We start from the raw sequence: 12,394 nt of genomic DNA, 5'->3' as shown, positions 1-12,394 counted from the left end.
GGACCGCCGTCCCGCGCACCCCGCTTCCCTTTCCGGAGGGCGTTGCTCCGAGTTCGAGGAAGCTGTGCACGTGCTGTGAACATCTGTCCTATAGCATTCCCCTCGCTCATTCACGCGCAGGTGCAGAGGGGGGTCCTCAGCCGTGTCCGTTCGTACGGCGGAAGTACGCAGCCGAGGGCGGCGGCGTGCCCCGCGTTCAGGTCGCCCGCCGGCCCCCGAAGGGCTGCTGCCCACACCACCCGACGAACGGGAGAAGTACAGCTACGTCAAGCGCCACACCTGGGTGCTGACGTCCAGCTCCTTCATCGGCTTCGTCTGCGTGCTGCTCAGCCAGGCCGACACCGCCCGGCACAGCGCATGGATCTGGGTGTTCGCCCCGACCCTGCTGCTGGCCGTGGTCGGCTTCCTGATATCCATGCGGCTGGAGGCGTTCGCCCCGAGCTTCGACCTGAAGGCGCACCGCCGTGTCGTCCGCCGCTGGCAGCCGGACCGCCATCCGAGCGTCGACGTCTTCCTGCCCGTCTGCGGCGAGCCCATCGAGGTGCTGCACAACACCTGGCGGTATGTGCGGATCCTCGCCGACACCTACCCGGGCCGGGTCGAGGTCCTGGTGCTGGACGACGGTGACAGCGCGGAGGCCGCCGCCATGGCCGCCGACTTCGGTTTCCGGCACCTGGTCCGCCCGAACCGCGGCTGGATGAAGAAGGCCGGCAACCTCCGCCACGGCTTCGAGAACTCCTCCGGCGAGGCGATCCTCATCCTCGACGCCGACTTCGTACCGCGCTCCGACCTGCTGCACGAGCTGCTGCCGTACCTGGACGACGACCCGCGCTGCGCCATCGTCCAGTCGCCGCAGTACTTCCGCGTCCTGGACCAGCAGAACTGGATAGAGCGCGGCGCCGGCGCCGTACAGGAGCTGTTCTACCGCTCGGTCCAGGTCTCCAGGCAGCGCAGCGACGGCTCGATCTGCGTCGGTTCCTGCGCGGTCTACCGGCGTGCGGCCCTGGACGAGATCGGCGGCACCAGCCTCATCGAGCACTCCGAGGACATGCACACCGGTTTCGATCTGCGGGCCCGCGGCTGGGACCTGCGCTACGTCCCGCTCGCGCTGTCCACCGGCATCTGCCCCGACACCATCGGCGCCTACTACAACCAGCAGTACCGCTGGTGCATGGCCTCGATGAGCATGCTCGGCAGCCTGCGGGAGTTCTGGCAGGTGAAGATGCGCTTCGCCAGCCGCCTGTGCTACATGTCCGGCTTCATCTACTACATCGAGACGGCCCTGCTCACCTTCACCACGCCGCTCATCGCGCTGACCCTGCTGATGCGCTATCCGGACCAGCTCCAGGCGACCAACTACTGGATGGTGCTGCCCAGCCTCCTGTACCTGACCGTGGTCTACCCGCTGTGGCACCGCAACCCCTACCGGCTGGAGGCCTGGGCGACCCGCGTGATGTACGGCTGGGCGCACGTCTTCGCCATCTGGGACGTCGTACGCCGCCGCCCCATGGGCTGGCAGCCCACCGGGTCCAGTGGCGCCAAGAAGAACAAGACCCGTCGCTTCTGGGGCGGGATGTGGCTGTGGAGCGCGCCGACGGCCGTGCTGTGGCCGGCCCTGTCCGTGTGGCGGATGAGCGGTGCCCACCCGGAGAACTTCGCGCTGATGCTGGCCTCCGGCCTGTTCTACGCGGTCGCCGTGGCCCGGGTGCTGATCGAGCCGAAGGAGGTGACCGCGTGAAGGGCGTGATCCGCGGCTGGGCGGTCCTGCTCGCCGCCGTCCTCTTCCTCGCCGGCTGTGTGAGCACCGGCCCGGCGCCCATCGGCGCCGGCGGAAACGGCGCCCTGCCCGCCGCGTCCGCGCCCGGCGGCGGCACCACCTATGTGGCCGCCCAGCCCTACGACGTCACCCCGCTGCTGCACCCGAAGAACAAGTACTTCGGCGCCACCTTCGACGGCGTCCCGAAGGATCTGACACCGGTGCGGAGGTACGCCGCCCAGGTCGGCCGCACCCCGACCCTGCTGGAGTACTACCTCGGCTGGGGTGACGAGCTGCAGACCGACCAGACCCGCGCGGTCTGGGAGAACGGCCAGCTGCCGTACATCGCCTGGGAGCCGCACAAGGCGACCCTGGCGCAGATCGCCGACGGCAGCCAGGACGCGTACATCAAGGACACCGCCCACGCCCTGCGCGCCCTCAACGTGCCCGTCGCCATCAGCCTCGCGCACGAGATGAACGGCAACTGGTACCCGTGGGGCCACAAGGACGCCACCGCCGCCGAGTTCGTCAAGGCCTGGCACCATGTGCACGACGTCTTCCAGGACGAGGGTGTCTCGACGGTCATCTGGGTGTGGAGCCCCAACGTCGTCAACCCCGTCCCGCAGGTGGCCCTCAAGCCGTACTGGCCGGGCGACGGGTATGTGGACTGGGTCGGCGTGGTCGGCTACTACGCCCGCACCGGCGCCCAGGACTTCGCCTCGCTCTTCGGGCCGACGTTCCGGCAGATCAGGACCTTCACCCAGCGTCCGTTCCTGCTCGCCGAGACCGGCGCGCAACCCAACCCGCGCAAGAGCGCGCAGATCACCGAACTGCTGAAGACCGTCGCCGCCCGCAGCGACATCGTGGGCTTCATCTGGTTCGACCTGAACAAGGAGACGGACTGGCGGGTCGACAGCAGCCCCGAGACGCTCGCCGCGTACCGCAGGGCCGCCCGGAACCCCCGCTACGACCTCGACCTCGCCGCCCCGAAGTAGACGAGACACGACGATGAGCCACATGCACCCCCCGGTGCACGAGGAGACCCTGCAGCTGCGGGTCCTGCCCCCGCCACCGCCGGAGGCCGACCCCGGCTTCTCCTTCGTGGAACAGCCGCTGCCCGGCTGGACGCTGCCGCCGCCCGCCCTGATGGGCTGGGCCGCCGACACCGGCCGGCGCCGCCGCACGGTCGGCCTCGCGCTGCTCGCCGTCATCCTGCTCGTCCAGGCCGCGCTGTCGCTGCGGCTGGCCAACTCCGCCTTCGAGGACGAGGCCCTGTACATCTGGGCCGGACACGTGGAGATCGGCAGCCTCTTCTACGGCGCGCCGAACTACGGCGGGTTCGGCACCTACTTCTCCGGCGCGCCCGTGCTGTACCCGGTCCTCGCGGCCGCCGTGGACTCCGTGCTCGGCCTCGCCGGGGTGCGCGCCCTCAGCCTGCTGTTCATGCTGACGGCCACCGCCTGTCTGTACGGGCTCACCCGGCGGCTGTTCAACGAACGCGCCGGGCTGTGCGCGAGCGCCCTGTTCGCGGTCTCCATGCCCACGCTGTTCCTCGGCCACTTCGCCACCTACGACGCGATGGCCGTCTGCCTGCTGGCCCTCACCGCCTGGCTGCTGGTGGTGATCGCGCCCCGGCACTGGGCGTGGGCCGCGGCCGCCGCCCCGGTCGCCGCGCTCGCCGTCGGCGTGAAGTACGCCTCCGCTCTCTTCCTGCCCACCCTGGTCCTGCTGTACGTGCTGACCGCCTACCGGCACCACTACATGCGGCGCGCCCTGCTGCGCGGTGCGCTGTTCGGCGCGGCCACCCTCGCGCTGCTCGTCGGCGGGCTCGCGGCCGGCGGCTACCTGTCCGCGATCCAGAGCACCACCACCGCCCGCGCCCACGGCGACACGGCCGCCTGGCAGATCCTCCACGACTCCGCCCGCTGGGCGGGGCTGCTGGTCGCCGTCGCCCTGGTCGGCACGGTCACGTACGCCCGTACCGCCCGGCTCGCCGAGATCCCGGGCTGGCGGCGGGCCGTGCCCGGCCGCCGCTGGCGCACCTGCCTGGGCGTGCTGCTCACCGGGACCGCGCTGCTCGCGCCCGCCTACCAGATCCATCTGCAGACCGAGACCTCGCTGCAGAAGCACATCGGCTTCGGCCTGTTCTTCGCCGCGCCCATGGCGGGCGTCGGCGTGACCCGGCTGATGGGCGCCCACTTCAAGTTCCCGCAGTGGGCCATCGCCATCGGCGTGCTCGCCCTCACCCTGGGCCTCTCCCAGTCCGCGTCCTACTTCGGCAGCTGGCCCGACACCCGCTACCTCATTCCGCAGCTCTCCTACACCGTGCGCCCCGGACAGCACTGGCTGGGCGATCCGAAGGAGGGCCCGGTGTACTACCTCGGCCGCGAGCGCAGGACGGACTACGAGGACTGGCTGTCCTTCTTCTTCATCGACTACGAGACCAAGGACGGCCGCCACCTGACGGGTGTCCCCGGCTACCGGGCGGCCATCCGCGACGGGTACTTCGACGGCGTGGTGCTGGACTACTCCGGCGGCCTCGCCCCGGCCGAGGAGGCCGTCCGCCAGGAGATGCGCACCACCGGCCGCTACCGGCTCACCAGCTCGCTGCCGTACCGCACCTCCACCGGCGCCGGGCACTTCGAGATCTGGGTCCGGCAGAAGAGCGCCCGGTGACGGGTCGTTCCGGGTCGTAGCCTGGCCGCTCCGCGGCGCGTAACGTGACCCAGCATGAAGATCCTCATCAGTGCCGACATGGAGGGGGCCACGGGCGTCACCTGGCCGGCCGACGTGCTGCCGGGGACGCCGCAGTGGGAGCGGTGCCGGGCGATGTTCACCTCGGACGTGAACGCCGCCGTGCGGGGCTTCTTCGACGGCGGTGCCGACGAGGTGCTCGTCAACGAGGCCCACTGGAGCATGCGCAACCTGCTGCTGGAGCGGCTCGACGAGCGGGTCGAGATGCTCACCGGGCGGCACAAGGCGCTGTCCATGGTGGAGGGCGTGCAGCACGGCGACGTCGACGGCGTCGCCTTCGTCGGCTACCACGCGGGCGCCGGCATGGAGGGCGTCCTCGCCCACACCTACCTCGCCAACCAGATCACCGGGGTGTGGCTGAACGACGTCCGCGCCAGCGAGGGCCTGCTCAACGCGCACGTCGTCGCCGAGTACGGCGTCCCCGTCGTCCTCGTCACCGGCGACGACCTCGCCTGCGAGGACGCGCTCGGCTACGCCCCCGAGGCGCTGAAGGTCGCCGTCAAGGACCATGTGTCCCGGTACGCGGCGGTGTGCCGGACCCCCGCCCGCACCGCCGCCGACATCCGTGCCGCCGCCAAGGAGGCCGCCCGGCTGGCGGTGCGCCACGCTCCCGTCGAGGCAGGCTCGTTCACGGTCGCGGTGGAGTTCGACGCCGAGCACCTGGCGATGGCCGCGACCGTGGTGCCCGGCGTGGCGCGGATCGGCGAGCGGAAGGTGGCGTACACCGCCGCCACCATGTACGAGGGGATCAGGACGTTCAAGGCGGTCACCACGATCGTCTCTGCCGCCGTGGAGGAGCAGTATGGCTGACCAGCAGGCCGACGAACTGGCCCTGGCCGAGGTCGTGGAGTTCACCTCCGGCCTGATCCGCATCGACACCACCAACCGGGGCGGCGGGGACTGCCGGGAGCGGCCCGCCGCGGAGTACGCGGCCGAACGGCTGGCCGGCGCGGGCCTGGAGCCGGTGCTGCTGGAGCGGACGCCGGGCCGTACGAACGTCGTCGCGCGGATCGAGGGCACGGACCCGTCCGCCGACGCGCTGCTGGTGCACGGGCACCTTGACGTCGTGCCCGCCGAGGCCGCCGACTGGAGCGTGCACCCGTTCTCCGGCGAGATCCGCGACGGCGTGGTGTGGGGGCGGGGCGCCGTCGACATGAAGAACATGGACGCGATGATCCTCGCGGTCGTCCGGTCCTGGGCCCGGCAGGGCGTACGGCCCCGGCGGGACCTCGTCATCGCCTTCACCGCCGACGAGGAGGCCAGCGCCGAGGACGGCTCCGGCTTCCTCGCCGACCACCACCCCGAACTGTTCGAGGGCTGCACCGAGGGCATCAGCGAGTCCGGCGCCTTCACCTTCCACGACGGCAGCGGCCGGCAGCTCTACCCCATCGCCGCGGGGGAGCGGGGCACCGGCTGGCTGAAGCTCACCGCGCGCGGGCGGGCCGGGCACGGCTCCAAGGTGAACAAGGAGAACGCGGTGACGCGGCTCGCCGCCGCCGTCACCCGCATCGGCGAGCACGAGTGGCCGCTGAGGCTCACCCCGACCGTCCGCTCCGCGCTCGCCGAACTCGCCGCCCTGTACGGCATCGAGCCCGACTTCCGGGACGTGGACCGGCTGCTGGAGAAGCTCGGCCCGGCCGCCAAGCTGGTCGAGGCGACCGTCCGCAACAGCGCCAACCCCACCATGCTGGACGCCGGCTACAAGCTGAACGTCATCCCCGGCGAGGCCGTGGCCTACGTCGACGGTCGCTATCTGCCCGGTGGTGAGGAGGAGTTCACCGCGACCCTCGACGAGCTGACAGGCCCGGACGTGAGCTGGGAGTTCGCACACCGGGAGGTGGCCCTCCAGGCGCCGGTGGACTCGCCCGCCTATGCGAAGATGCGGGCCGCCGTCGAGGAGTTCGCGCCGGAGGGGCACGTGGTGCCGTACTGCATGTCAGGCGGCACCGACGCCAAGCAGTTCTCCCGGCTGGGCATCACCGGCTATGGTTTCGCCCCGCTGAAGCTGCCCGAGGGCCTCGACTACCAGGCGTTGTTCCACGGCGTGGACGAACGGGTGCCCGTGGAGGCGCTGCACTTCGGTGTTCGGGTGCTGGACCGCTTCCTGCGGACGGCCTAGGGGATGGGGGACGAGATGCTCAAGACGCCGTACGGTTCCTGGCCGTCGCCCGTCGACGCGGCCCTGGCCGCCGCGCACGACGGCCGGCCGGAGTGGACGGGATTCGTCGGGGACGAGGCCTGGTGGACCGAGCCCCGGCCCGCCGAGGGCGGCCGGCGCGCCCTGATACGCCGCCGCGCCGACGGGACCGAGGAGTCCGTGCTGCCCGCGCCCTGGAACGTGCGCAGCCGGGTCATCGAGTACGGCGGCCGGCCCTGGGCCGGGGCGGTACAGGGCGGCCAACCCCTCGTCGTGTTCGCGCACTTCGCCGACCAGCGGCTCTACCGGTACGAACCCGGCGGCGAGCCGCGCCCGCTCACCCCGCTGTCGACCGTGGGCGGCGGGCTGCGCTGGGCCGACCTGCGCGTGGACCTGGAACGCGGCGAAGTCTGGTGCGTGCTGGAGGAGTTCACCGGCGACGAACCCGGTGACCTGCGGCGCGTCCTCGCCGCCGTACCGCTGGACGGCTCGGCCGCGGAGGACCGGGGCGCCGTCCGCGAACTCACCGACGACCGGCACCGCTTCGTCACCGGGGCCCGCCTCGCCCCGGACGGGCGCCGCGCCGCCTGGCTCGCCTGGGACCATCCGCGGATGCCGTGGGAGGGCACGGAACTGCTCGTGGCCGACGTCGGCGACGACGGCACCCTGCGGGACGCGCGGACCGTCGCCGGCGGGCCGGACGAGGCCGTCGCACAGGTCGAGTGGGACGCGGACGGCAGGCTCCTGTACAGCAGCGACCGCAGCGGCTGGTGGAACCTCTACCGCGACGGCACCCCGCTGTGCCCGCGCGACGAGGAGTTCGGCGGGCCCCTGTGGCAGCTCGGGCTGCGCTGGTTCGCGCCCCTCGACAACGGGCTGATCGCGGTCGTCCACGGCAAGGGACCTGCCGTGCTCGGCGTGCTGGACCCGGAATCCGGTGAGATCGTCGACGCCGCCGGCCAGTGGACGGAGTTCCCGGCCCATCTCGCGGCCCACGGCACCCGGGTGATCGCGGTCGGCGCCAGCCCGCGCACCTCCTACGAGGTGGTCGAGCTGGACACCGTCACCGGCCGGGCCCGCGCGATCGGCGCCGGGCACCGGGACGCCGTCGACCCCGCGTACTACCCGGAGCCGCAGATCCGCGTCTTCACCGGCCCGCAGGGCCGCGAGGTGCACGCCCACGTCTATCCGCCGCACCACCCCGAACACACGGCAGCCGACGGCGAGTTGCCGCCCTACGTGATCTGGGCGCACGGCGGCCCCACCAGCCGGGTGCCGCTCGTGCTGGACCTGGAGATCGCCTACTTCACCTCGCGGGGCATCGGGGTCGCCGAGGTGAACTACGGCGGCTCCACCGGACACGGCCGGGCCTACCGGGAGCGGCTGCGCGAGCAGTGGGGCGTGGTCGACGTCGAGGACTGCGCGGCCGTCGCCCGGGCCCTCGCCGACGAGGGCACCGCCGACCCCGCCCGGCTCGCCATCCGGGGCGGCAGCGCGGGCGGCTGGACCACCGCCGCCTCCCTGACCACCACCGACGTCTACGCCTGCGGCACCATCATCTACCCGGTCCTGGACCTGACCACCTGGGGCCCGGGGGAGACCCACGACTTCGAGTCCCGCTACCTGGAGTCGCTGATCGGCCCGTCCGCCGAGGTGCCCGCCCGGTACGCCGAGCGCTCCCCGGCCGCCCACGCCGACCGGCTCACCGCGCCGTTCCTGCTGCTCCAGGGCCTGGACGACGTGATCTGCCCGCCCGTCCAGTGCGAGCGCTTCCTCGCCCGGATCGAGGGCCGGGGCGTGCCGCACGCCTACCTCACCTTCGAGGGAGAGGGGCACGGCTTCCGGCGGGCGGAGACCATGGTGCGCGCCCTTGAGGCCGAACTCTCCCTGTACGCACAGGTGTTCAAGCTGGACGTGTCCGGCATCCCGAGACTGGAGCTGCACACGTGAGGGAACTGACGCGGCCGCGGCGGCTGGCCCCGGGCGCCCGGGTGGCCGTCGTCGCCCCCAGCGGGCCGGTGCCCGAGGAGCGGCTGCAGGCCGGGCTCGACGTGCTGCGCGGCTGGGACCTCGATCCGGTGGTGGCACCCCATGTGCTCGACCGGCACGGCGAGTTCGGCTACCTGGCCGGCCGCGACGCCGACCGCGCGGCCGACTTCCAGAACGCCTGGTGCGACCCGTCCGTCGCCGCGGTGCTGTGCGCCCGCGGCGGATACGGGGCGCAGCGCATGGTGGACCTGCTGGACTGGGACGCGATGCGGGCGGCCGGGCCGAAGGTGTTCGTCGGCTTCAGCGACATCACCGTCCTGCACCAGGCGCTCGCCACCCGGCTGGACCTGGTCAGCCTGTACGGACCGGCCGCCGCCGGAGTCGACTTCGTCAAGAGCGCCCGTGCGCAGGAGCATCTGCGGTCCACCCTCTTCGCTCCGGAGACCGTCCTCACCCTGGCCTCGGCCGGGACCGCGCTGGCGCCCGGCCGGGCCCGGGGGGTCACCCTCGGCGGCTGTCTGAGCCTGCTGGCCACCGACCTCGGCACCCCGTTCGCCCGGCCCGGGGCGCGGGGCGGGCTGCTGCTCCTGGAGGACGTGGGCGAACGGCCGTACCGTGTCGACCGGTTGCTGACCCAGCTGGTGCGCTCCGGCTGGCTCGACGGGGTCGCCGGGATCGGGCTCGGCTCCTGGCGCGACTGCGGCCCGTACGAGGAGCTGCGCCCGGTCCTCGCCGACCGGCTCGGCGGACTCGGCGTCCCGGTGGTGGAGGAGCTGGGGTTCGGGCACGGAGACGACGCGGTGACCGTCCCCTTCGGCGTGCCGGCCGAACTCGACGCCGAGTCCGGCTCCTTGACCCTGGCCGTGCCCGCACTGCGCTGACCGTCGCCACTGATGCCCCAGAGGTCCGTTTCCCGAGGTGCGCCCCGGCCGGCGCCCCGCCGCGCGTCCGATCCCGTGCCGCCCTCACCGCGACCTTCGCGCTCACCGGGGCCCGTACGCCGTCACCTCGCTGACGTTCGGCCTCCGGGCGGGCGGCCGTACCCGCGCGGTCGACGCCGCTACCGGAGGGCCGGCGCGGACCAGGACCCTCCCGCGCGCCCGCGGGGACGCCGTAGGCTGGCCGGATGCCGCACACCGCACCCCACTACCTCGCCGAGGGCCCGCGCGTCGCCATCCGTCACTTCACCCTCGACGACGGCCCCGAGTTCACCGCGCGGGCCCGCGAGAGCAAGGACCTGCACCGGCCCTGGCTGTTCCCGCCCGACACCGAGGAGGCCTACGCCGCCTACGCCGGCCGGCTGATCGAGGACCCCGCCAAGGCCGGCTTCCTGGTGTGCGAGAAGGACAGCGGGGACATCGCCGGGTTCATCAACATCAACAACATCGTGCGCGGCGGCTTCCAGTGCGGTGCCCTCGGCTACGGCGCCTTCGCCCACGCCGCCGGGCGCGGCCTGATGCGCGAGGGCCTGGACCTGGTCGTCGGGTACGCGTTCGGTCCGCTCGGGCTGCACCGCCTGGAGATCAACGTACAGCCCGAGAACGCCGCCTCGGTCGCCATGGCGCGCGGTGGAGGCTTCCGGCTGGAGGGGTTCTCCCCGGACATGATCTACATCGACGGCGCCTGGCGCGACCACGAACGCTGGGCGCTCACCGCCGAGATGCGATCCGCCCACTGATCGCCGCGGACGCCTTTGCGCAATCCTGACCAGCAGGTCCCCTGGCCGAGTGCCGCGCCGCCGGGTTCCATGGTCATCGTGACGAGGATCCGACGTGAGGTACTGACGCTGCCCGCCGCGCAGTTGGGCCCGGACAACCCCCTGCCCCCGCTGCGCCCCCTCGACGAGGTCCACCTGATCGACGACCGCGACCGGGACGGCATGCCCAGGGACATGGCCCGCCAGCTCGGGTACGAGCCGCTGCGCAGCCTGCTCCCCGTCCGCGTCCGCGACGGCTACGACAGAACCCGCGAGCCCCGCACCCTCGACGCCCTGGTGATCGAGAACGACCGGCTGCGCGCCACCGTCCTGCCCGGCCTCGGCGGCCGCGTCGCCTCTCTGCTGCACCTGCCGACCGGACGCGAACTCCTCTACCGCAACCCGGTGTTCCAGCCCGCCAACTTCGCCCTCAACGGCGCCTGGTACTCCGGTGGCGTCGAATGGAACATCGGCGCCACCGGTCACACCACCCTCTCGTGCGCGCCCCTGCACGCCGCCCGCGTCCCCGCGCCCGACGGCGGTGAGATGCTCCGCCTCTGGGAGTGGGAGCGGCTGCGCGACCTCCCCTTCCAGGTGGACCTGTGGCTGCCCGACGGTTCCGACTTCCTCTACGTCGGCGTCCGCATCCGCAACCCGCACGAGCGCCCGGTGCCGACGTACTGGTGGTCCAACATCGCGGTACCGGAGGAGTGCCGGGTCCTCGCTCCGGCCGAGGAGGCCTGGCACTTCGGCTACGCACGCCGCCTGCACCGCGTCCCCGTCCCGTCGTACGACGGCATCGACCGCACCCACCCCCTCAACAGCCCGTACGCCGCCGACTACTTCTACGAGGTGCCCGACGGCCGCCGCCGCTGGATCGCCGCGCTGGACGCCGACGGGCACGGGCTGGTGCAGACCTCCACCGACGCCCTGCGCGGCCGCAAGCTGTTCGTGTGGGGCCACCTGCCCGGCGGCCGGCGCTGGCAACAGTGGCTGACCGAGCCCGGCACCGGCGGCTACTGCGAGATCCAGGCCGGACTCGCCCGCACCCAGCTGGAACACGTCCGGCTGGAGCCCGAGAGCGAGGTGTCCTGGCTGGAGGCGTACGGACCGCTCGACGCCCCGCCCGAGGGGGAGTGGACCCGGGCCGTCCAGGGCGCCGAGGAGCGCCTGGAGTCGGCCCTGCCCCGCGCCCGGGTCGAGGAGGCGTACGCGGCGTGGCGGCCGTGCGCCGACACCGAGCCCGGCGAGGTCCTGGCCACCGGATCCGGCTGGGGTGCGCTCGAAGTCCTGCGCGCCGACTGGAAACTGCCCGGCACGCCGTTCCCCGAGTCCACCCTGGGCGAGGCCCAGGCGCCCTGGCGCGAACTGCTGCGTACCGGCACCCTTCCGGAGCCGCGCCGGGTACGGCCGCCCGGTGAGACCCTCGTCGCCGCGCACTGGCGGGACATGCTGGAGACGGCGCCCGCCACCCCGCACACCGAGTACCACCTCGGGATCGCCCAGTGGCACGCCGGCGACCGCGCCCAGGCCGTCCGCAGCTGGGAGCGCGCCCTCCTCCTCGCCCCCTCGCTGTGGCCGTTGCTGCGCTGTCTGGCCGTGGCCGACCAGGAGGCCGGCCACCACGAGCGGGCCGCCGAACGGTACGCGGACGCCTTCGACGACCTGTGCCGCGAGCGGCGCGACGACGGCGAGGCGTGGACCGCCGCCGTGGCCGCGCTCGGCCGGGAGACCCTGCGGGCGCTGCTGAGGACGCGGCGCACGGCGGACGCCCGGGCCGTCTGGGACCGGCTGCTGCCGTCCGTCCGCCGCCGGGGCCGGTTCCGGCTCCTGGAGGCCGAGCTGCTCCTCGCCGAGGGACGGCCGGCCGAGGCGCGGGCCGTCTTCGACGCCGGGTTCGAGGTCGCCGATCTGCGGGAGGGCGAGGAGGCCCTCGGCCGCCTGTGGGCCCGGCTCACCGACGATCCCCTCCCCGCCCGCCACGACTTCCGGATGCGGCCGGACGTGGTCTGACCTGCCGGCCCCGCCGGCCCGGGGCGCCTCGCCGCCGATGGCGGTCACC

The 12,394-nt window shown here is 73.1% G+C and carries 9 protein-coding genes; all 9 read left to right on the top strand.

Annotated elements, in window-relative coordinates; genetic code table 11:
• Positions 1-322 precede the first annotated feature (322 nt).
• The 9 genes from AB0L59_RS29175 to AB0L59_RS29135 all read left to right on the top strand — a co-directional run bounded on the left by AB0L59_RS29175 (position 323) and on the right by AB0L59_RS29135 (position 12,345).
• Positions 323-1,738, top strand: a complete 1,416-nt coding sequence (locus tag AB0L59_RS29175; RefSeq protein ID WP_365589557.1) for a cellulose synthase catalytic subunit — start codon at positions 323-325, stop codon at positions 1,736-1,738.
• Positions 1,735-2,751, top strand: a complete 1,017-nt coding sequence (locus AB0L59_RS29170; RefSeq protein ID WP_365589402.1) for a glycosyl hydrolase — start codon at positions 1,735-1,737, stop codon at positions 2,749-2,751. The genes AB0L59_RS29175 and AB0L59_RS29170 overlap by 4 nt, the downstream gene beginning before the upstream one ends.
• 22 nt (positions 2,752-2,773) lie before the next feature.
• The gene (locus tag AB0L59_RS29165; RefSeq protein WP_365589400.1) at positions 2,774-4,432 is read left to right on the top strand and encodes a glycosyltransferase family 39 protein; all 1,659 of its coding nucleotides are present in this window, start codon (positions 2,774-2,776) and stop codon (positions 4,430-4,432) included.
• Positions 4,433-4,486: 54 nt separating this feature from the next.
• Entirely contained in the window at positions 4,487-5,320 is an 834-nt protein-coding gene (locus AB0L59_RS29160; RefSeq protein WP_365589398.1) for a M55 family metallopeptidase, read from the top strand.
• Positions 5,313-6,629 carry a M20/M25/M40 family metallo-hydrolase gene (locus tag AB0L59_RS29155; RefSeq protein ID WP_365589395.1) on the top strand — a complete coding sequence of 439 codons (1,317 nt, stop codon included), beginning with the start codon at positions 5,313-5,315 and terminating at the stop codon, positions 6,627-6,629. The genes AB0L59_RS29160 and AB0L59_RS29155 overlap by 8 nt, the downstream gene beginning before the upstream one ends.
• A gap of 3 nt (positions 6,630-6,632) precedes the next feature.
• Positions 6,633-8,597 (top strand): prolyl oligopeptidase family serine peptidase, encoded by a 1,965-nt coding sequence (locus tag AB0L59_RS29150; protein ID WP_365589393.1) that lies wholly within the window; start codon positions 6,633-6,635, stop codon positions 8,595-8,597.
• Entirely contained in the window at positions 8,594-9,517 is a 924-nt protein-coding gene (locus tag AB0L59_RS29145) for an LD-carboxypeptidase (protein WP_365589390.1), read from the top strand. The genes AB0L59_RS29150 and AB0L59_RS29145 overlap by 4 nt, the downstream gene beginning before the upstream one ends.
• Positions 9,518-9,762: 245 nt before the next feature.
• Entirely contained in the window at positions 9,763-10,314 is a 552-nt protein-coding gene (locus AB0L59_RS29140) for a GNAT family N-acetyltransferase (protein WP_365589388.1), read from the top strand.
• A gap of 69 nt (positions 10,315-10,383) precedes the next feature.
• Entirely contained in the window at positions 10,384-12,345 is a 1,962-nt protein-coding gene (locus AB0L59_RS29135) for a DUF5107 domain-containing protein (protein WP_365589385.1), read from the top strand.
• The last annotated feature ends 49 nt before the right edge of the window (positions 12,346-12,394 follow it).

It is taken from the genome of Streptomyces sp. NPDC052109, from assembly GCF_040680195.1.
Taxonomy (GTDB): Bacteria; Actinomycetota; Actinomycetes; order Streptomycetales; family Streptomycetaceae; genus Streptomyces.
The sequence above is the reverse complement of the archived record's forward strand: the minus strand, read 5'-3'. Positions and strand labels throughout refer to the sequence as shown.